Source organism: Ruegeria sp. YTSA226 (assembly GCF_059609905.1).
On sequence record NZ_JBXWMQ010000006.1, the window covers coordinates 33,521 to 51,088 of the forward strand.

The window sequence follows — 17,568 nt, forward strand, 5'->3', positions numbered from 1 at the left end:
AAGGCGCATGTAAGTCAGCCTTTTGCGGGAAGGTGATAGGTCAACGCGCGGGCTATCAGCCAGCCATGGCGGGTGGCGTCGATCTGATCCGGATCATCAAACAGAACTGCCCGGTTGCCGTCTATCCGATCTTCGCCCGGAAAGGCCGAGGTGAAATCGCCCATCAACCGGCTTTGGCAATGCACGAACAGGGCAAAGCGGGCCGCTTTGTGCCCGCCCAATCGGATCGTGGATCCCTTGGGCGCTAGATAGGCGGGCTGCCCCCAGCGCAATGCCTCTTGCAACGGCTGCGCGCGGGGCAACGAAGTGGCGGTTTCCAGGATCAACTGACGAAGCGCAAGCGCCCCGGCACGTGTGCCTTCGGGCAGGGAATGATAGGCCGCTGCCACTGCGGGATCGTCAAATTGTGTCATGACAGCGGTATCGCCTGCTCCATCCGGTCTATGTAGTCGCTCAACAGCTTATCCTGTTTGATCCGCTGGGTCAGCGGTGTATTGGCCGGTGTCGCGCGCATCGCGGCAAGCATGGGGGCCACGCTCATATCCACTGAGGTCGGGGTTTCTCCCATCAAATAGGTCGACTGCCATAGATAGGCCGAGATCGCCTCAAGATCGCGTTCCAGCCTGTCCTGACGTTCCGCATCTGAGAATCGAGAGACGCCCTGAAACCCCAATCCTTTAACAACGTTCTTGCGGATAGAATTGGCAACTGGTTTGCGGATCAGGGCGGGGATGCCAGTGAAAAAGGTCTTATACAGAATCGGCCAGACCTCGTCATTGGCCCAGCGGTCTTGGACGATCTGAAAATACAGATGCTCTTCGGCCAAACGGATCAATGCGCGCGATTGAGCTTTTTGCAGATCGCTCAGCCCGTGATCAAAATCACTGCCTTGCGCCTCAAGCCAGTCGCGGATCAGGTCGCTGTCGGGGATCAGACGCTGCGGCGTGCGCAGAACCGGCAGCTTCTGATGCGGCATCTTGCGCGGATCAAGGAGGTCAGATCGCTGCCAGCGTTGGCCCGATGTTTGCAGCATTAGTGCCGTCTTCACGCAAAACGGGCTGGCGCTGAACAGGCCAAAGGCAGAGGGGTAGGTCAAAAGGGTCAGCATCTTGGGCTCCATCATGGGTATAGGTGATGGGTATGCCGAGCTAATGACAATTTCTGTCATTAGAGATAAAGTAACCTGCATTATGACCCGCACCGCCCGTTTGTTCCAATTAATGCAATCCTTGCGCTCTGGCCCGTCGCCAAGAACGTCGATTGAGCTGGCTCAGGATCTGGGCGTTTCGCCGCGCACGATTCACCGAGACATCGATTCATTGCGCAGCCTCGGCGCCGTGATCGACGGAGAGGCGGGGTTCGGGTTCACCCTGATCGAGGACGCCACCCTGCCACCGCTTGGCTTCACCGATGATGAGCTTGAGGCCCTGGTGCTTGGCCTGCGCGAGGTACAATCCATTGGTGATCCCGGCCTCTCAGAGGCTGCCAGCGAAGTTCTGCGCAAGCTGCAGGGTCGTTTGCCACCGCGCCAGTCTCAGCGCCTCAGCCATGCGGTGCTGACCGCTACACGGTTTGACCGGCCGGCGAAACCAACGGTGGATGTCGCTGAACTGCGGCGGGCCACCTGGGACGAACAGACGATCGAATTTTCCTATTGGGATGCCAAAGGCGACGAGACCCGTCGCAGTGTAAACCCGCTGAGCATTGTGTACATGGATCGCGCCAGCGTGCTGATCAGCTGGTGCCTGTTGCGGCAGGATTTCCGCGTGTTTCGGTTGGATCGCATGCAAGAGATGCAGACGACCGGGGCCTCGTTCCGGCCCAACCGGGTCCCTCTGCTGCGCGAAGCTCTGAACCGGCTGCGATCCGAGCGAAAGGCGAGAGACCGCGACTCGGAAAGCTGAGCGCTTTGAAATTCGCCATTTTTGCGCTATCCTGTGGTTGAGCAGTTATCAGGAAATTCGGAATGCGTAGATGCGTAAGCGGCGTTATGACCGCAGCATTATGGGCATCCATCGTACAGGCGGAGTCCATCAAAAGCCCGGAAGGGCCACAGCCGATACAATTGGCGTCGGCTGATCTTACAGTCTCAATCCGACCGGTCGTCCGACCATCGGAGGAAATGTATCGCGTGTCAGAGGAAAGAAGCGCCCGGTTTCAGGCGTGGCTTGGTGATTTTTGGGCGAGGGCACAGGCGCAGGGCATCCTGCCCGGGACTTTGGACCGCGCGCTTGCGGGGCTGGCCTATGACAAGGACATCATCAAGCGCGATCGTAATCAGGCTGAGTTTACCAAGCCCATCTGGGACTATCTGGATGCGGCCGTTTCTGATCGGCGCGTCGCGGACGGTCGCGCGGGGTTGGAACGCCATGCCGCGGTGCTGACCCGGATTGAGGCGCAGTATGGCGTCGAAAAAGAGGTCGTGGCCGCGATTTGGGGGCTTGAGACATCTTTCGGCACATTTCGGGGGTCGGATCAGACGATCCGTTCGCTTGCGACGCTGGCCTTTGATGCCCGACGGGCTGAGTTCTTTGAAACGCAACTGATTGCCGCCTTGCGGATCATTCAGGTAGGCGATGTCAGCCCCGCAACGATGATCGGAAGCTGGGCCGGAGCAATGGGGCATACGCAGTTCATGCCGACCTCGTTTTTGGATCACGCCGTGGATTTCGACGGTGATGGGCGGCGGGATATATGGGCGGATGACCCGACCGACGCGCTGGCCTCGACAGCGGCCTATCTGGCGCGTCATGGGTGGACCAAGGGACAGCCATGGGGTGTTGAAGTGCGCCTGCCCGCTGGGTTCGATTTTGCGGCCGCGAGACGCGATTACACGCTGCTGCCGTCAGACTGGGCGGCGCTGGGCGTGGTTGCGTGGGATGGACAGCCGCTTGCGGATCATGGTCAGGCAGCGATCTTGTTGCCAGCGGGTGGTGAAGGCGTTGCATTGATGGTCTTCGAAAATTTCCGCGTGATCGAGCAATACAACGGTGCAGATGCCTATGTGATCGGCATTGGACATTTGTCCGACCGTCTGGCGGGCCGCGCGGCGTTTCAGGCCGAGTGGCCTCGGGGTGATCGGGCGTTGAGCTTTGCTGAGAAGAAGGAATTGCAGCTCCGGCTGACCGAAGCCGGGTTCGATACACAGGGGATCGACGGGCGCACCGGCCCGAACACCACCGAGGCGGTTCGGGCCTATCAACTGGCACAGGGGCTTTTGCCGGACGGCTATGCGTCCGCGCCGCTGTTAGAGCGGTTGAGGTAGGGGAGGGGGCTCTGCCCCGTCGCCTGACGGCGCCTCCCCCGAGGTATTTTCAGCCAGATGAAGCTGCGCGGGTCAGGAGGCCGCTTTCATCAGGCCCTGTGCGATGATCTCGGCCTGTGCCTCGTCCAGAGATTTGTGGATGCGTACGAGCATCTCATCAATTTCCGCGGGTGTCAGAACCAGCGGAGGAGAGATGATCATCCGATCGCCCACATGGCGCATGATCAGGTTATTCGCAAAGCAGCGGTCGCGGCAGATATAGCCGACTGTACCCGGATCGGAGGCGAATTTGGCGCGGCTGGCCTTGTCCGGGGTCAACGCAATCGAGGCCATCATGCCGACGATCTTGGCCTCGCCCACAAGCGGGTGATCGGCCAGCGCCTCCCATTTTTCCTTCAGATACGGCGCGGCCACATCGCGGACATGCTCGACGATCTTTTCTTCTTCGAGGATGCGCAGGTTTTCCAGTGCCACGGCGGCGGCGACCGGATGGCCGGAATAGGTGTAGCCGTGATTGAACTCGGTGCCACCAATGACCTCGGCGATTTCATCGCTTACGATGGATCCGCCAATCGGCGCATAGCCCGAGCTGAGGCCTTTGGCGATGGTCATGATATCGGGGCGAATGCCGACGGTTTGTGACCCGAACCAATTGCCGGTGCGGCCAAAGCCGCAGATGACCTCATCCGCGATCAACAGGATATCGTATTTGTCACAGATGCGCTGAATTTCAGGCCAGTAGGTATCCGGTGCAACGATCACGCCACCTGCGCCCTGAACGGGTTCGGCGATAAAGGCCGCGACGCGGTTTTCGCCCAGCTCCTCGATTGCTTCTTCCAGCTCACGCGCGCGGGCCAGGCCGAATTCTTCGGGTGACATGCTGCCACCTTCGGCCCACCAGTTTGGCTGGTTGATATGGTTGATATTCGGGATCGGGATTCCACCCTGCGCGTGCATCCCTGCCATGCCGCCCAACGACGCCGAGCCGACCGAAGAGCCATGATAGGCGTTATGGCGGCTGATGATGATGTTCTTGTCGGGCTGGCCTTTTTCGGCCCAATAGGTCCGAACCAGACGGATGTTTGTGTCATTCGCCTCAGACCCGCCGGCTGCAAAGAACACATGGTTCAGATCGCCCGGCGCAAGTTCCGCGATCTTCGCGGCCAGCGCGATGGCAGGGACGTGGGTCGTTTTGAAAAAGGTATTGTAATACGGCAGTTCGCGCATCTGGCGGGCTGCGACCTCGGCCAGTTCATCGCGACCATAGCCGATATTGACACACCACAGGCCCGCCATTGCATCGAGTATTTCTTCACCCTCGCTGTCCGTAAGGTAGACGCCCTTCGCACGGGTGATCACACGCGCGCCTTCTTTCCCTAGGGCGCCATTGGCCGAAAAAGGGTGCATGTGGTGGGCGGCGTCCAAGGCCTGCAGCTGGGCCGTGGGCAAATGGTTTGTGATGGTCGACATCGGAAAATCTCCTGCAAGAGCGATTGGCAGCTACAATATGATCAAATTTTTTCCTGTCAATCGAATCGGACAGATCTAAGCGTTGACTAAGGCGTCTGCCATCAGCTCCATGCCCTGTTCGATATCTTGTGCGGTTGCTTTTGCTGCCATATCCGCGTCCTGATTGCGCAACGCCGAAATGATATCCTTGTGGCGGTCCGGCAGGCTCTGAGTGCCGAATCTACCACATACAACGCGCAAAGACGGCCCGAATCTAAGCCACAGGCGCTCGGCCAGATCATTGAGAATCGGGGCGTTTGCATGGCCGTAAAGCGTTTCGTGAAACCGGTGGTTGAGGCGCAGATAGCCGCTGACGTCTCCATCGCTGATAGTGCGATCCAGACGTTGGTCGATCTGCTCAAGATGATCAATGTCCTGAGGTGTCACATTCGCAGTTGCACGCCTCGAAAGCTCTGATTCTATTTTGATTCTTGAATAAATCATCTGTTCGACGTCGCCGTCGGTCAGAAGAGGAACACTCACTCGGCGGTTGCCCTGAAACACCAGAGCACCATCGGATATCAGGCGCCTGATCGCCTCCCGCACAGGGGTCATTCCAACACCCAGCGAATCAGTGAGACCCTGGATCGTGACGGGTTGCCCCGGCACCAATTCGCCGTACATGATTTGTGATCTGAGGGTATTATAGACCTGTTCATGCGCAGGTCGTTTTTCACGCGCACCGTCAGTGCTGGATGCCTTATTTTTGATCAAATCCAAGTGGTTTGCCCTGTTTCCCGCTATGTTGACTTGTCAGGTTTCTGACCTCGTGAAACCATACGACGGATCGTGCGAAAACGCAAAACTTGATCAAATCCAAAAAAACGGGAAAATAGCGCGTACACTTGCAGGGAGAATAATATGACAATCAAAACGCTGACCATGACAGCGGTCATCGCATTGGGGACTTCGGCGGCCTTCGCTGAAGAGGTGCGTGTTTACAACTGGTCCGACTATATCGACGAAGAGCTTCTGACAAAGTTCGAGGAAGATACCGGTCTGACTCTGATTTATGATGTTTTTGACAGCAACGAGGTATTGGAGACCAAGATGCTGGCCGGTGGATCAGGCTATGACGTGGTGGTGCCTTCGGGTACTTTCCTTCAGCGTCAGATCCAGGCTGGAGCCTTTCAGGCGCTTGACGCTGCACAGCTGTCGAATTCAGGCAATCTGTGGGATGTGATTCAGGAACGTACTGCCGGGTATGATCCGGACAACGCCTATTCTATCAACTACATGTGGGGCACAACCGGGCTTGGTGTAAATGTTGGAAAAGTGCAGGAAGCGTTGGGCGAGGATGTTGCGCTGAACAGCATGGATTTGGTTCTGAAACCCGAGAATATGGAGAAACTTGCATCCTGCGGCGTTCATTTCCTGGATGCTCCGGCAGAAATCATTCCGATGGTCCTGCAATATCTGGGTGAAGATCCGGACAGCCATGACAAAGATGTTATTGGCAAGGCCGAGGCGGTTTTGACCAGCGTTCGACCGCACATTCAGAAGTTCCACAGCTCGGAATATATCAACGCATTAGCCAATGGCGACATCTGTGTCGCCGTGGGGTGGTCGGGTGATATCCTGCAGGCCCGCGATCGTGCGGCCGAAGCCGATAATGGTGTTGAAATTGAGTACCATCCCTTTGCTGAAGGGTCGTTGATGTGGTTCGACCAGATGGCGATTCCGGCTGATGCTCCGAACCCGGAGGGTGCGCATAAATTCCTGAATTTCATTCTGGATGCCAACAATATGGCTGCGGCCTCGAACTATGTTTACTACGCCAATGGCAACAAGGCTTCGCAAGAATTTCTTGAGGAAGACGTGATCGGTGATCCGGCCATCTATCCGGATGATGCGACCATGCAAAACCTCTATATCACGACGCCTTACCCGTCGAAGATACAGCGGGTCGTGACCCGTTTGTGGACCAAGATCAAATCGGGCACCTGATCCGGCTTGTTTCAGCAGGGCGGACCAACCGCCCTGCCATTCTTTTCAGATTGCCGAACGGGGGCCGTTTTGAACTCTACTGTTTTTGTGCCGTGGGAAGACCCACAGGCGAAACCTCTGATCCAGTTCCAGAATGTCACCAAACGGTTTGGTGAGTTCACGGCCATCGACAATCTGTCCTTGGATATATTTGAGAAAGAATTCTTTGCTCTGCTAGGGCCCTCGGGCTGCGGCAAGACCACGATGATGCGAATGTTGGCCGGGTTTGAAAAACCGACCGAAGGGCATATTTTGCTGGGCGGGCAGGATATAGATCCCATTCCGCCGAACAAACGGGCTGTGAACATGATGTTCCAATCCTACGCGCTGTTTCCGCATCTATCTATCTGGGAAAACATCGCCTTTGGTCTGCGTCGGGACAATATGCCAAAGCATGATCTTATGGATCGTGTCGAAGAGATGTTGCGCCTGACCCGGCTTGAACAATTCGCCCGTCGCAAACCGCACCAGATCTCGGGTGGTCAGCGTCAGCGCGTGGCGCTTGCGCGATCCCTGGCCAAAGCGCCAAAGCTGCTGTTGCTGGACGAACCTTTGGGGGCGCTGGATAAGAAATTGCGACAGGATACGCAATTCGAGTTGATGGATATTCAGGAAAAGACCGGCACCACCTTTGTGATCGTGACCCATGATCAGGAAGAGGCGATGACCGTGGCCAGCCGGGTTGCGGTAATGGATCAGGGTAATCTGATACAAGTGGCGACACCCGACCGGATTTATGAGAATCCCAGTTCGGTCTATGTGGCCGATTTCATTGGCGACGTGAACATCATCCAGGGCCGAGCCACGGCAAGCGCCGATGAGACCTATCAGATTGACTGGGCTGAAGGTCAGGCACCTTTGACTGCGTCCTCGACCACAGAGTTTTCGAACGGCCAGCTATGTCATCTGGCGATCCGCCCCGAGAAGGTGACGATCTCGGTTGATCGTCCTGCGGATGCAATCAACGCAGTGCAGGGCAAGGTGCTTGACATTGCCTATCTGGGCAATCTGTCCACTTATCACGTCGAACTGAATAACGGCACGATTATCAAGGCGCAGACGGCAAATACCCGTCGCATTTCGCGTCGTTCCTTTACATGGGAAGACCCGGTCTGGCTGTCCTGGACAGCCACCGCCGCGGTTCTGTTGGCGGATTGATGCGCCGCGCCCTTCTGATCGCCGTCCCGTATGTCTGGCTTTTGGCGCTGTTTCTGGTGCCATTTTTCATCGTTCTGAAAATCTCGCTTTCGGACACGGAACTGGCCATCCCGCCTTACACGCCGACACTGGATTTATCTCAGGGCTGGGCCGGGCTCAGGGATTTCTTCAGCCAGCTGGATTTTGAGAATTTCGTCTGGCTAACCGAAGATGACCTGTATTGGAAAGCTTACCTGTCCAGCGTCAAAATCGCGTTGATTTCAACCATACTGACTTTGCTGGTGGGGTATCCTATCGCGTATGGCATGGCCCGCGCACCAGCTGAGTGGCGCCCGACGTTGATGATGCTGGTAATCCTGCCGTTCTGGACGTCGTTCCTGATCCGGGTCTATGCTTGGATGGGTATTCTCAGCAACGAAGGTTACCTGAACCAACTGCTGCTGTGGACGGGCATCATCTCGACCCCGCTGACCATTCTGAACACCAACACAGCTGTCTATATCGGTATCGTCTATACCTATCTGCCCTTCATGATTCTGCCGATCTATTCCGCGCTTGAACGAATGGACGAGTCGCTGATCGAGGCCGCAGAGGATTTGGGCTGTTCGCGTATTCAGGCCTTCTGGCTGATAACGATCCCCTTGTCACGCCCGGGTATCATCGCGGGTTGTTTCCTGGTGATGATTCCGGTGATCGGCGAATTTGTGATCCCATCATTGCTCGGAGGATCCGGGACATTGATGATCGGCAAAGTATTGTGGGAGGAGTTCTTCTCGAACCGCGACTGGCCGGTGGCCGGTGCCGTGGCAGTTGTGCTGTTGCTGATCCTTGTGATTCCCATCGTGCTGTTCCAGCGCAACCAGCAGAAACAGACGGAGGCTGAGCAATGAACAGGTTAAGCTGGTTCAACGTCGTCTCGTTGACGCTTGGTTTCGCGTTTCTCTATATCCCGATGCTCATTTTGATCATCTTCTCTTTTAACGAAAGCAAACTGGTCACGGTTTGGGCTGGATTTTCGACCAAATGGTATGGTGAGTTGGTCCAGAACGAAGCGTTTCTTGATGCTGCCTGGGTCACCTTGCGGGTTGCAGTATTCTCGTCGACCCTGGCTACCATTCTGGGTACGGCGGCGGCCTATGTGCTGGTACGCGGTGGGCGGTTCTTTGGCCGGACTCTGTTTTCGGGCATGATCTATGCGCCTCTTGTGATGCCCGAAGTGATCACTGGCCTGTCGCTTTTGCTGCTGTTCATCGGAATTGGACTGGACCGGGGTATTTTGACCATCGTGCTGGCACATACGACCTTTTCAATGTGCTTCGTGTCGGTTGTTGTATCCTCACGTCTGGTCACGTTTGATCAGTCTCTGGAAGAGGCAGCGTTGGATCTTGGGTGCTCACCCGCACAAGCCTTCCGTCTTGTCACCCTGCCGATCATCGCCCCGGCGGTGATTTCAGGCTGGCTATTGGCTTTTACGCTGTCGCTGGATGATCTGGTGATCGCATCATTCACATCGGGCCCGTCAGCCACGACTCTGCCGATCAAGATTTTCTCAGCTGTGCGGTTGGGCGTCAGCCCAGAAATCAATGCGCTATCCACGATCATGATTGCGGTCGTGACGGTCGGTGTCATAGCAGCATCTTTGGTCACCAAGCGCGCGATGGTCCGGCAGAAACAGGATGAGATGGCGGCAGTGCGTGCGGAATGAAACGCCTGTTCCCTGAGTTCACCTATGGATCTGGACCGCGATCAGGGTGCTGGTGGGATGAAACTATCGCAGCACCGGACTGGCCGGTGTTGCAGGATGATCTGAGCGTGGATGTCGCCATCATCGGCGGCGGGTTCACAGGTGTTACAGCCGCGCTTTTCCTGGGGCAGGCAGGCCTATCCGTCGCAGTTCTCGAGGCGGAGACGCCGGGGTGGGGTGCCTCGGGTCGCAATGGTGGGTTTTGCTGCCGAGGTGGGTCAAAGCTGAGCGATCGTGGCATGGCTCGGCGATATGGGGTCGAGGGGGCCGAAAGCTTTGCCCAGGCCGAAGTGGATGCGGTCAATCTTGTCGCCGACCTGCTTGAGGCGCATCAGATCGAAGCGGACGTTCATTCCAAGGGCGAGACCGCCCTGGCCCACACCGCCCGCGCCATGGAGAAATTGCGACGCTCTGCGGATGACGGGGGCTGCTTGCATGAGGCAGCCGACCTGCCCGGGCTCGGGTTGGGTGGGGATTTTTTCGGGGGCTATAGCGTGCCGGTCGGATTTGGTCTGAACCCCCGGAAATACCTGTTCGGCATTGCAAATGCGGCCGCTTCCGTTGGGGCCCGATTTTTTCAGAAAACCATGGCCAGAGACATTACCAAAACCAGCGCGAGCTTTGATGTTCGAACCGGGTCAGGGCGGATCAAAGCGTCGAATGTACTGATCTGCACCAACGGATATTCCAGTGAAAACATGCCTGAATGGCTGTCTGGGCGCTATATGCCAGCGCAATCAACCGTTCTGGTGACCCGCCCATTGACCGAGGCTGAGGTGTCGGCGCAGGGCTGGACCTCGGATCAGATGTCTTACGATACACGAAATCTTCTGCACTATTTTCGTCTTATGCCGGATCGGCGGTTTCTGTTTGGGATGCGCGGTGGCCTGCGCTCATCACCTAAGGCCGAGGCTGCGATCCGGCAAAAGGTGCAGCGTGATTTCAAGGCCATGTTTCCGGCATGGGCCGATGTGGACGTGACCAATATGTGGTCAGGGATGGTGTGCCTTACCCAGGATCTGACGCCGTTCGCAGGGCCCGTTCCGGGTCAGAATGGGATGTTTGCCGGGCTGGCCTATCATGGAAACGGTGTCGCGATGGGTACCTATTGTGGGCGGGCGCTTAGTCGCATGGTGCTTGGACAGGATGCGGAATTGCCTGAGCCAATGGCCCGACCCCCGCGGCGTTTTCCACTTGGGTCCTGGCGGCGGGCGCTGATGCCGCCAGCCTATGCGTTAATGGCACTGGCCGACCTCTGACATTCACAAAGCGGCCAGTTCCAGCTCGAGCCCTTGTTCATAATCCGGTGCCCCATGTTCTGCGCGCCATAGGCAGTAGGCCGCCATCCTCCACCCGTACCAGCGGCGCAAAGACCGGTAGCGGTTTACGGTTTCCTGCCGGTCATAGGCCGAAAGAAAGGACTGTTGCTCGTCGACGGTCAAAACCGCACCTCTGTAAAGATATTGCATGGCGGGTGACAGGAACAGCGCAAGGTCCTCGCAAGGGTCACCAACGGCTGGGCATTGCCAGTCAATCAGCGTCAGGCCAGAGGATGCGACGAGGATGTTTCCCGCCACCGGGTCGCCGTGAATCAGGCAAGTATGATCCGACCGCAAAATATGATGCTGTGGTTGCATCTTTTCCAGCTGAGCCCGTCGATCCGATGTGCACATCGCCAGAATGCTTTGACCATGTTCGGCCAGATCTGCGCTACCGTTTTTACCGGTGGGTGCGTTCTCTATGTTTGGGTTGAGCGAATGCAGGCGGTGCAGCAACCGGGCCACTGGGGCCGGGTCAGACCGCCAGGGGGTGCCCTGTGCGTGGTCGTAGAACACCCAATATCCGTTGTCATGTTGTCCCGTTGCCCGCAATCGCGGCACAACCCCAGAAGAAGCCAGTGCCCGCAGACAGGCGGCTTCCAATGCGGGATCGTTGCGAAACAATGGATTTTCCAGGTCCGAGCGGTACAGTTTCAATACTTGATCACTGTCGTCGCCCAGCACCTTCCACACCTGGTTTGTCCTGCCACCATACAGAGTTTCGAACTGTGCCCCAGCGCTGGCAAATCCGAGCCTGACAAGTTGAGCAACAAGGTCGCGCGGTGGGGACGGTATTTGAGGCAGGGAGATCACCAATCAGTCAACGAGTCGGGCGTTGCCTTGGTTTCGCCTGTCGTTAACCGTAGATCAAGCTCCTGTTCGCACCGCAGTGACTATTCCTGCTGGCACCACCTCTCCGCCAGCGAGCGTCAGCAAAACGGCATCCGTGCCCACCTGCGCCTCGAGCACCTGATTATAGGCTGAGGCGAGACGTTCAGACAGCAGCTCATCGCCGTCATAACTTTCTATCGTTGCAGTGTAATTTCCTGCCGGTAACGGGGCGCCATCGTCATCGGTTCCGGCCCAGACAAACTCGGATTCCGTCGTTGAAACAGCGATGCGTTCAACGATTTCGTCGGACTCGTTGCGGATCACCATATAGGCGCTGTCCGCCCCGGGGTCGGCCTGCGCATACAGCGTTTCTGGCGAACCGTCGAAATGAAAGGCCGAGGCGGTTCGCACATCCATCCCGACCCAGCTGGCAAGCTCTTCAAGGTTGACGCTACCAAGTGAATAGGCAAGCGCAGTAAGCAGATCGTTGGTTTGAACCTGCTGCTCGACCATCGAGAATTGAGCCAGTTGCGAGGCGTATTCCGATGAATCCAGCGGCTCCAGCGGGTCTTGGTTGCGGGCCTGGGCGGTCAGCATCAGAAGGAAGGTTTCAAAATCCGAGGCCAGACCGGACGTTCCAGATTGCGCCGAAGATTGGGTCTGTGTGGCGTTAGCGCCTGTATTCTGTGCGGGTGTGATCATGCTCAAAGCCTCATATCAACGCGGCCACTATGGCCGATCCGGGTTAAGACCGGCTCGCTGGCCTGATCCATTTCGGTCTGGGTTGTATTCAGACCGGACTCCGCGTGTCTATCCGCGCTTTCGGACTGGCCGCCTGACGAACCACCCAGATTGAAAGACAGATCGCCAAGCCCGAGGTTTTTGAACTCAGCCTCAAGAACCGAAAGATGTCGCCTCATCATTTCCAGAGTTTCCGGCCGCTCGGCTGCGATCGTCATCTGCAACCCGTCATCCCGGCCATTCATGACGATTGAGATCTTGCCCAGCTCTTCCGGATTCAAGGTCAGTTCAATCGTGCCGGATTGTGGTCTTGCATGTATCGCAGCGGCCATCTGCCCCGCGATTGCCCGCGCCGTTTCTGCCCGTGCTGAGGTTAAAAAGTGCTGATGGCTTGCCGACGTATCCCGTGCCGTTGAAAATGGCTGGCTTTCGCGCGCGGGCAGAATCCCCTCGGCGTCCGGGTCTGATACCAATTCAACGTCCTGCACCTTGGCAGACGCCATCAGTTGCATTTGAACAAATGTCGGAATGGATTGTGTTGTCGGCGGTGAACCGGTGGCTTTGGGAGCCTGAGCCGCATCGGGTGTATCTCGCGAAACCAGCTTTGGTTCTGGCACTTCGGGTTTTCCGGGCGCAGAATCCGAGGGTATCGACGCCTTGGTCCGATAGCCCTTTGCAATAGCGGTTTGCGTCAGATTGTGTTCCGGGTTTTGCTGAGCGGTTTTCGCCTGCAACAAAGCCGGAACCTCAGATCGGGCGCGCTGCGCCGCGTTTCCAAGCGCATCCCCCCGAGGATCGGGGGTCGCATTGTTTGGCGCTGCGAGTATTACGGCCTTGTCAGGTTCGGGCAGCGATGCCGGCGTTTCCTCAGGTGCCATATCTTCGTCCTGCGCCGGCGCGCGGGTGGGCGGGTCAGTTACAGGTTTTCCCGACAGGCTGGTCGCAAGATCAACAGAGTCTTCTTCGACCACATCCTCTTCAACCTGCACCTCGGCATTATTGGTCAGTTCGGGCACGTCCTCATTCAAGCTGTCACCTTCGGAACGCTGCAATTCCTGCTCCATTACCTCAGCAAAGGTGTCAGCCGCTTCCGAGATTGGGTGTCCCTTGGCGGCAGTTTCAGATTTTGCGGCGCTGGCGGTCGAGGGTGTGGACAATATAAGAGGGTTGGGCATTTTGCTCCGGCTCCGGTTTGCGTAACCAGGAATTTGCCCGCAGGAAGTTACGTTTATTTTAACCGCTTTCATCTTTGATCCAGAAAGTTCGATGCAATTTTTGGAGAAAGCTATGAAGCTATCTGGTATTCCAGCGGCGCCGCAGCCCTTGTCTGTTGAGCAAAAGCTGAAAGATGCTGCGGTAGAGCTTGAGGCGGCGTTCCTGTCTGAAATGCTTAAGTCCGCAGGTCTGGGCGAATCCCGAGATTCGTTCGGCGGCGGTGCGGGTGAAGACCAGTTTTCATCGTTTCTTGTTCAGCAGCAGGCACTGCAGCTTGCCAGGTCCGGCGGTGTTGGCCTGTCCGAAATCCTGTTTCAGTCCATGATGGAGAATACCAATGCCTAACAAGTCTGAACATGACCTGATCAAATCTCTTGAAGAAGTTCTGGACCTTGAACGCAACGCCTTGGTGACCGGGGATCTGGATCGGTTGAATCACATGGTCCCGGAAAAGGAAAAGCTGATCGGTGCGATCAATGATCTTGAGGTGATTGATAGTGATGAACTGATCGGGGTTCAAAAGAAAGTCGACCGGAATCAGGCTCTGCTTAACAGCGCGGCCGAAGGGATTCGGGCGGTTGCCGGGCGCATGGCTGAACTGCGCCGAGTGCGTCAGGAATTCAGTACTTATGGAGCGGATGGGCAACGCAGCGATTTTACCGTTCGCAGTCACGCAAAGCTGGAAAAGCGGGCCTAGCGCGAGGATTGAATCAAATCCGAGCTTTCTGATTTTCGAGTCTTAGCACTCCGTTAGGAGATCGGCGTCAAAGGTGATCCTGCATCTGGAAACTCAGATGGCGCGAAAAGCCCGACGGCGGGTCGCAGTGATCAGAAAGACGTCAAAGCCCGTACATGTTGCGGGGTAAGCAAGGGCGCAAAAGGCCCGAACGGAAAAGGAAGAAAGCTATGTCCAGCATTCTGACAAACAACGGCGCAATGGTTGCGCTGCAAACCCTGAAATCGGTCAACAGGAACCTGGCGCAGACCCAGAACGCGATTTCAACTGGTAAGGACGTCGCCACAGCCAAGGACAATTCAGCCGTCTGGGCGATTTCCAAAGTCATGGAGTCGGACGTTAAGGGGTTCAACGCCATCAAAGACAGTTTGGCACTGGGTGAATCGACCGTTGCGGTGGCCCGGAATGCGTCCGAGACAGTCACTGACCTGCTGTCCCAGATGAAAGAGAAGATCGTTGCGGCACAGGAAGACAACGTTGACCGCGGCAAAATCAATGACGACGTGACTGCTCTTAAAGATCAGATCGCATCGGTGGTTGGAGCGGCGCAGTTTAACGGGCTTAACCTGGTTGACGGTTCGGCGGGTACAGCCTCGATCCTGTCGTCTCTGGATCGTGACTCCAGTGGCAACGTAACCGCATCTTCGATTTCGGTGGCCTCGCAGAACCTGTCCACAGGTGGGTATGCCAGCAAAGGTGTTCTGGCCGGCTCGGACAACGTCACAACCGACAATGACGCCGCGGGCTTCACGATGGACAAAGCTGGTGGAACCGGCGATATCGTGGTGGACAGTTCAACGGACAACTTTGCTGCTGGTGACAAGATCTCGATCACTATTGGTGACAAGGTTGCGTCCTACACGGTGCAAGCTGCTGATCTGGACCCATCTGGAACATATGACGCCGCTTATACGGATGCCATTGTTGCCGTTGGCCTGAAAAATCAGATCGATTCCTTGGGGATCACGGGTGTCGCAATCGACTATGACTCGGCCAACCCGGGCACTTTGACATTTGTAACCGGTGCTGCGACGGCTGGCGCCGACGCTGATCGGGACGTTACTGTCTCGGCGCAGTTCACCAATGCCAATGCAGGTGGCCTGGGGGCGTTGGCTTCGATTGATGTTTCGACAGATGCTGGTGCTCAGGCGGCGCTGGGCACTATCGAAACCTTGATCGACACGTCCATTGATGCATCTGCGGCGTTTGGTTCGTCTCAGGGCCGGATCGAAACGCAGAAAGAATTCATCTCGAATCTTTCTGACTCGTTCAAGTCCGGTATCGGAGCGCTGGTTGACGCCGATATGGAAGAAACTTCGGCCCGTCTGCAGGCCCTGCAGGTACAGCAGCAACTGGCAACGCAGTCGTTGTCGATTGCCAACCAGGCGCCGCAGTCGATCCTGTCTCTGTTCCGCTAAGTTCAGGACCCTGGCCGGGGCGTGGAGACGCGCCCCGGCTTTGACCGCCGTAAGACGGCCTTTTGGAAGGATTTCAAGTGACACCGCAAACTCTTGCACAACGCGTCTATGCGCAGGCCGCTGCTCCGACGCGCACACCGCGTGATACGGAATATGAGGCGATTTCCAAGATCACGCATCGGTTGAAGGCTGCGGCCGCGCGGCACAAAACCGACTTTGGAGCGTTTGTTCAGGCTTTGCATGAAAACCGGAGGCTTTGGTCTGTGTTGGCAAACGGGGTCGCCGATTCCAATAACGCCTTGCCGAATGACCTTCGCGCCCGGATTTTCTATCTTGCTGAGTTCACCGAACAGCACAGCAGCCAGATACTCAGCAATAAGGCTTCGGTAGAGCCCCTTCTGGAAATAAACATGGCCGTTCTTAAAGGCCTTCGGCAAATGGGTGCGAACTGATGGCGGGTTTGGTATTGAAGCTTGCCCCAAAAGAACGGGTGCTGATTAATGGTGTAGTTGTGGAAAACGGCGATCGTAGAAGTCGGTTTTCAATCATGACACCACAGGCAAATGTCCTGCGTTTGCGCGATGCGATACATCCTGACGAGGTGAACACACCCGTTCGCAGAGTGTGCTATGCGACGCAACTGGTTCTGTCTGGAGACATGGAAGCTGAAAGCGCCCGCCAACAACTGCTGCGTCGGGTGGAAGAGTTGAGCCAAGTGTTTACGGATGCGGACAGCCGCAGAGTTTTGGCCGAGGCAACCGAAGCCTTGTTGGCCGAGCAGTATTACAAATGCCTTAAATCCCTGCGTGCTCTGCTACCGCGAGAAGAGCGCCTCATGGCTTACCAGCAATGACCTTTCAGCCGGTCATACCCTCAGGTGGCATTGTTGGCTGGCGGTTCCTTCAGCGCACCTACGAAGGCCAGTTGAACAGCTTTTCCTCTTCGACGGTCAATGAGCGTGAGGCGACGTATTTCCGGGAAAACATCGGCAAGGTTCAGACGGCTGAAGATCTGGTTTCTGACCGCCGGCTGCTACAGGTTGCCTTGGGCGCATTTGGTCTGGAGGGCGACATCGACAACCGCTATTTCATCCAGAAAATCCTGTCAGATGGAACGAGCGCAGATGATGCTTTGTCCAATCGCCTATCTGACAAAAGATACCGTGAATTCTCTGAGGCATTTGGACTGGGCCCTGGCGAAATTCGAAGAACCATTCTTTCGACATTTATGGAGGATATTGCCCGGGGCAACGTGACCTCGCGCTTTGAGGTCGCCGTGGGTGAACAGGACGAGTCAATGCGCATATCCCTGTATGCACAACATGCGCTGGCTGAGTTGGCATCGCAAGCCAGCAGTGGTGACACGAAATGGTTCGACTTGATGGGCCTTCCGCCGTTGCGAAAGATGATGGAGACGGCGCTTGGGTTGCCCTCAAGCTTTGGTCAGTTGGACATCGACAAGCAGCTTGAGGTGTTCAAGGATAGGTTGTCGAACCTGACTGGATCTGACGATTTAGCGCAGTTCGCGGATGAAGAGGCGATCGGGGATTTGACCGACAGATACCTTGCGCGCAGTCAGATCACGCAGCTTCAAAGCACAATTTCCCCGGCCCAAACCGCGTTGCTTCTGCTGGGCGGATAATGCTG

General features: G+C 56.6%; 20 protein-coding genes. 13 read left to right on the top strand and 7 right to left on the bottom strand.

Annotation, left to right across the window (positions count from 1 at the left end; all coding sequences use genetic code 11):
• Positions 1 to 14 precede the first annotated feature (14 nt).
• The gene (locus AC2FFF_RS10600) at positions 15 to 413 is read right to left on the bottom strand and encodes a DUF1801 domain-containing protein (protein WP_281973042.1); all 399 of its coding nucleotides are present in this window, start codon (positions 411 to 413) and stop codon (positions 15 to 17) included.
• Entirely contained in the window at positions 410 to 1,123 is a 714-nt protein-coding gene (locus AC2FFF_RS10605; protein WP_345741810.1) for a glutathione S-transferase family protein, read from the bottom strand. The genes AC2FFF_RS10600 and AC2FFF_RS10605 overlap by 4 nt, the downstream gene beginning before the upstream one ends.
• 67 nt (positions 1,124 to 1,190) lie before the next feature.
• Here AC2FFF_RS10605 and AC2FFF_RS10610 point away from each other — a divergent pair, with 67 nt between their 5' ends.
• Positions 1,191 to 1,904, top strand: coding sequence for a helix-turn-helix transcriptional regulator (locus AC2FFF_RS10610; protein ID WP_142637184.1), 714 nt, complete (start codon positions 1,191 to 1,193; stop codon positions 1,902 to 1,904).
• A gap of 62 nt (positions 1,905 to 1,966) precedes the next feature.
• Complete coding sequence (locus tag AC2FFF_RS10615) at positions 1,967 to 3,265, top strand: lytic murein transglycosylase (RefSeq protein WP_281973043.1); 1,299 nt, start codon at positions 1,967 to 1,969, stop codon at positions 3,263 to 3,265.
• A gap of 72 nt (positions 3,266 to 3,337) precedes the next feature.
• On the opposite strand, the gene AC2FFF_RS10620 is transcribed toward AC2FFF_RS10615, so the two are convergent.
• Complete coding sequence (locus tag AC2FFF_RS10620) at positions 3,338 to 4,735, bottom strand: aspartate aminotransferase family protein (protein ID WP_281973044.1); 1,398 nt, start codon at positions 4,733 to 4,735, stop codon at positions 3,338 to 3,340.
• A gap of 75 nt (positions 4,736 to 4,810) precedes the next feature.
• Positions 4,811 to 5,494, bottom strand: coding sequence for a GntR family transcriptional regulator (locus tag AC2FFF_RS10625; RefSeq protein ID WP_271949594.1), 684 nt, complete (start codon positions 5,492 to 5,494; stop codon positions 4,811 to 4,813).
• 141 nt (positions 5,495 to 5,635) lie between these two features.
• Between AC2FFF_RS10625 and AC2FFF_RS10630 the strand changes: the two genes are divergently transcribed.
• The 5 genes from AC2FFF_RS10630 (at position 5,636) to AC2FFF_RS10650 (ending at position 10,921) form a co-directional block, all read left to right on the top strand.
• A complete protein-coding gene (locus AC2FFF_RS10630; protein WP_142637176.1) occupies positions 5,636 to 6,721 on the top strand; it encodes a polyamine ABC transporter substrate-binding protein in 1,086 nt (361 codons plus the stop codon).
• A gap of 69 nt (positions 6,722 to 6,790) precedes the next feature.
• A complete protein-coding gene (locus AC2FFF_RS10635) occupies positions 6,791 to 7,918 on the top strand; it encodes an ABC transporter ATP-binding protein (RefSeq protein WP_142637173.1) in 1,128 nt (375 codons plus the stop codon).
• Positions 7,918 to 8,808: an ABC transporter permease subunit gene (locus AC2FFF_RS10640; RefSeq protein WP_142637171.1), complete on the top strand. Its 891-nt coding sequence runs from the start codon at positions 7,918 to 7,920 to the stop codon at positions 8,806 to 8,808. The genes AC2FFF_RS10635 and AC2FFF_RS10640 overlap by 1 nt, the downstream gene beginning before the upstream one ends.
• The gene (locus AC2FFF_RS10645; protein WP_142637169.1) at positions 8,805 to 9,623 is read left to right on the top strand and encodes an ABC transporter permease; all 819 of its coding nucleotides are present in this window, start codon (positions 8,805 to 8,807) and stop codon (positions 9,621 to 9,623) included. The genes AC2FFF_RS10640 and AC2FFF_RS10645 overlap by 4 nt, the downstream gene beginning before the upstream one ends.
• Complete coding sequence (locus AC2FFF_RS10650; protein WP_496708042.1) at positions 9,620 to 10,921, top strand: NAD(P)/FAD-dependent oxidoreductase; 1,302 nt, start codon at positions 9,620 to 9,622, stop codon at positions 10,919 to 10,921. Before AC2FFF_RS10645 ends, AC2FFF_RS10650 begins: the two co-directional genes overlap by 4 nt.
• 3 nt (positions 10,922 to 10,924) lie before the next feature.
• Here the strand turns inward: AC2FFF_RS10650 and AC2FFF_RS10655 are convergent, their stop codons facing one another.
• From AC2FFF_RS10655 to AC2FFF_RS10665, 3 genes are read right to left on the bottom strand one after another with little or no spacing between them, the layout of a single operon-like run.
• Entirely contained in the window at positions 10,925 to 11,794 is an 870-nt protein-coding gene (locus AC2FFF_RS10655) for a phosphotransferase family protein (protein ID WP_425595594.1), read from the bottom strand.
• Positions 11,795 to 11,848: 54 nt separating this feature from the next.
• Positions 11,849 to 12,514 carry a flagellar hook capping FlgD N-terminal domain-containing protein gene (locus AC2FFF_RS10660; protein ID WP_281995442.1) on the bottom strand — a complete coding sequence of 222 codons (666 nt, stop codon included), beginning with the start codon at positions 12,512 to 12,514 and terminating at the stop codon, positions 11,849 to 11,851.
• 2 nt (positions 12,515 to 12,516) lie between these two features.
• Positions 12,517 to 13,728, bottom strand: a complete 1,212-nt coding sequence (locus AC2FFF_RS10665) for a flagellar hook-length control protein FliK (protein WP_496882936.1) — start codon at positions 13,726 to 13,728, stop codon at positions 12,517 to 12,519.
• Between the two features lie 112 nt (positions 13,729 to 13,840).
• On the opposite strand from AC2FFF_RS10665, the gene AC2FFF_RS10670 reads away from it, so the two are divergent.
• From AC2FFF_RS10670 to AC2FFF_RS10695, 6 genes are all read left to right on the top strand, one after another.
• On the top strand, positions 13,841 to 14,113 hold the full coding sequence (locus tag AC2FFF_RS10670) for a rod-binding protein (protein ID WP_142637161.1): 273 nt from the start codon (positions 13,841 to 13,843) through the stop codon (positions 14,111 to 14,113).
• Positions 14,106 to 14,465 (top strand): flagellar biosynthesis protein FlgN, encoded by a 360-nt coding sequence (locus tag AC2FFF_RS10675; RefSeq protein ID WP_281973048.1) that lies wholly within the window; start codon positions 14,106 to 14,108, stop codon positions 14,463 to 14,465. Before AC2FFF_RS10670 ends, AC2FFF_RS10675 begins: the two co-directional genes overlap by 8 nt.
• A 209-nt stretch (positions 14,466 to 14,674) precedes the next feature.
• Positions 14,675 to 15,922, top strand: a complete 1,248-nt coding sequence (locus AC2FFF_RS10680; RefSeq protein WP_271949609.1) for a flagellin N-terminal helical domain-containing protein — start codon at positions 14,675 to 14,677, stop codon at positions 15,920 to 15,922.
• A gap of 77 nt (positions 15,923 to 15,999) precedes the next feature.
• Positions 16,000 to 16,374 (top strand): flagellar biosynthesis regulator FlaF, encoded by a 375-nt coding sequence (flaF, locus tag AC2FFF_RS10685; RefSeq protein ID WP_281973049.1) that lies wholly within the window; start codon positions 16,000 to 16,002, stop codon positions 16,372 to 16,374.
• Positions 16,374 to 16,775, top strand: coding sequence for a flagellar biosynthesis repressor FlbT (gene flbT, locus AC2FFF_RS10690; RefSeq protein ID WP_271949613.1), 402 nt, complete (start codon positions 16,374 to 16,376; stop codon positions 16,773 to 16,775). The genes flaF and flbT overlap by 1 nt, the downstream gene beginning before the upstream one ends.
• Complete coding sequence (locus tag AC2FFF_RS10695; RefSeq protein ID WP_496750808.1) at positions 16,772 to 17,563, top strand: DUF1217 domain-containing protein; 792 nt, start codon at positions 16,772 to 16,774, stop codon at positions 17,561 to 17,563. The genes flbT and AC2FFF_RS10695 overlap by 4 nt, the downstream gene beginning before the upstream one ends.
• Positions 17,564 to 17,568: the final 5 nt, after the last annotated feature.

Bases quoted from the DNA above. Each gene is read 5' to 3' on its own strand.
- AC2FFF_RS10650 (WP_496708042.1), top strand. From the start codon at position 9,620: ATGAAACGCCTGTTCCCTGAGTTCACCTATGGATCTGGACCGCGATCA.
- AC2FFF_RS10680 (WP_271949609.1), top strand. From the start codon at position 14,675: ATGTCCAGCATTCTGACAAACAACGGCGCAATGGTTGCGCTGCAAACC.
- AC2FFF_RS10615 (WP_281973043.1), top strand. From the start codon at position 1,967: ATGCGTAGATGCGTAAGCGGCGTTATGACCGCAGCATTATGGGCATCC.
- AC2FFF_RS10620 (WP_281973044.1), bottom strand. From the start codon at position 4,735: ATGTCGACCATCACAAACCATTTGCCCACGGCCCAGCTGCAGGCCTTG.
- AC2FFF_RS10670 (WP_142637161.1), top strand. From the start codon at position 13,841: ATGAAGCTATCTGGTATTCCAGCGGCGCCGCAGCCCTTGTCTGTTGAG.
- AC2FFF_RS10630 (WP_142637176.1), top strand. From the start codon at position 5,636: ATGACAATCAAAACGCTGACCATGACAGCGGTCATCGCATTGGGGACT.
- flbT (WP_271949613.1), top strand. From the start codon at position 16,374: ATGGCGGGTTTGGTATTGAAGCTTGCCCCAAAAGAACGGGTGCTGATT.
- AC2FFF_RS10610 (WP_142637184.1), top strand. From the start codon at position 1,191: ATGACCCGCACCGCCCGTTTGTTCCAATTAATGCAATCCTTGCGCTCT.
- AC2FFF_RS10695 (WP_496750808.1), top strand. From the start codon at position 16,772: ATGACCTTTCAGCCGGTCATACCCTCAGGTGGCATTGTTGGCTGGCGG.
- AC2FFF_RS10645 (WP_142637169.1), top strand. From the start codon at position 8,805: ATGAACAGGTTAAGCTGGTTCAACGTCGTCTCGTTGACGCTTGGTTTC.
- AC2FFF_RS10660 (WP_281995442.1), bottom strand. From the start codon at position 12,514: ATGATCACACCCGCACAGAATACAGGCGCTAACGCCACACAGACCCAA.
- AC2FFF_RS10600 (WP_281973042.1), bottom strand. From the start codon at position 413: ATGACACAATTTGACGATCCCGCAGTGGCAGCGGCCTATCATTCCCTG.
- AC2FFF_RS10665 (WP_496882936.1), bottom strand. From the start codon at position 13,728: ATGCCCAACCCTCTTATATTGTCCACACCCTCGACCGCCAGCGCCGCA.
- AC2FFF_RS10675 (WP_281973048.1), top strand. From the start codon at position 14,106: ATGCCTAACAAGTCTGAACATGACCTGATCAAATCTCTTGAAGAAGTT.
- AC2FFF_RS10640 (WP_142637171.1), top strand. From the start codon at position 7,918: ATGCGCCGCGCCCTTCTGATCGCCGTCCCGTATGTCTGGCTTTTGGCG.
- AC2FFF_RS10605 (WP_345741810.1), bottom strand. From the start codon at position 1,123: ATGATGGAGCCCAAGATGCTGACCCTTTTGACCTACCCCTCTGCCTTT.